A 1,462-nucleotide genomic window follows, 5' to 3' on the forward strand; every position below is an offset into this window, starting at 1 on the left:
TTGAATTGGCGGTGACGCTTTTGGATCACGCAGGTTCGCGTATTTTGCGCGTTGCGCGTAAATTAGAGCTGTACTCGGGTTTTATATCAAGGGCGATAAAAGTTAGGCGTGTGTCCGGTCCACTTTTTAAAGGCATTGCAGAAGTTCGCAGCGTCTGAAAATCCCAGTTCGAACGCGACATCTTCATTTGTATGCTCGCCGCGTTGCAGCATCGCAATAGCGATCTGACAGCGAATTTTTCCCATGAGTGTGTTGTAGTTCAGTCCGATGCTTTTGAGTTTACGTCTGAACGTGCGCTCGCTCATGAACAGCGCGTCTGCAATCTCTTTTGAATTCGGGAACTCTTCTTCGTTGTTTAAGACAAAGCGATCGAAACGATCGACCAAAGCAAACTCGTTTTTCAAGGTCTCCATTAAGATATTAAGATCGTGAATGCTGTTATCTAATTCGGAACGTTCTCTTGGCTCATAAGTGATGTCTCGCTGGAGATCTTTTAGGTCCATCACCCATTCGTTGAATTTTGCCTTGTCTTCTACATCACAGTTGAAGCGCTCTTTGAAGAATGATTTGTCTTCGTTCGAGAGCGCCATAGAGAAGCGAATGGTATGCACTTTAAAATCTCGTTGGGCGATTGTCCGACCGAGAGAAACCATGCCGCTTATGGTCAACTCGAAGAGAAGGTGCACTAACTCCTCACTGAGGCCGGCAACGTTCACAAACCGGTTAGTAAAGGTGTGCTCATCCTGAATGACGGTGAGGTCGGTTAAGCTGCCAATGAGCTCATAGTAGGCGAGTGTAATATTGAGCGCTTCATATAAAGAAGGAACATGGCGCAGCCCGGCACCGAGTATTCCAAAGTCATCCAATCCATAACGCTCGCCAACAGCCACACCAAGCCCGATCGAAAATTGATCGCGAACAATGCGGTTGTTGCATTCAAGTGCAAGAAAGGAAGGGAGGAATTCGTTGTGCAAGTGTTGCTGTAGATCGAGCTCTTCAATGAGTGCATCGCACCAAGGCCCTTTGCCTTGTTCGCGCAGGTAATCTAGTAGGTACCGAAGCTCAACACTCGGATATTGTTGGTCGCCAATGCTTGCTAGATGTTTTAGCTCAATGGATGGCTTTAGCTCGGGTGAATCGCTCATTATGGCTGCGTGCTACTAATTGATAATCTTGTTGTGAGTCGTTGAATGGCACCCTATTGGAGAGGCCATGCATCCCGCGGTCATCGCAGTGAATAATCGCTCATTCGATGTGCGCAGTCTATGGGAAAGTTGGCAAATTGCACACAAGTGTTCGCCTACTTTTCAGGTAATGGCATATGAGGTCGAGGCATAGAAGGCCTCAACCGTGATTTGCGATCGAGTGAACGCTACGTGCAAAGCCTCTAAACAGGTTGCGCTGGTCTGCCTGAAAAGGCAGATACTCGGGATGCCACTGAACGCCCATCATAAAACGATGT

General features: G+C 47.6%; 1 protein-coding gene. It reads right to left on the reverse strand.

What is annotated here, in order from left to right; genetic code table 11:
- Positions 1–86: 86 nt before the first annotated feature.
- The gene (locus tag A3750_RS23240) at positions 87–1,145 is read right to left on the reverse strand and encodes an AraC family transcriptional regulator (protein WP_068521588.1); all 1,059 of its coding nucleotides are present in this window, start codon (positions 1,143–1,145) and stop codon (positions 87–89) included.
- Positions 1,146–1,462 lie beyond the last annotated feature (317 nt).

The sequence above is a fragment of the Oleiphilus sp. HI0079 genome, from assembly GCF_001635105.1.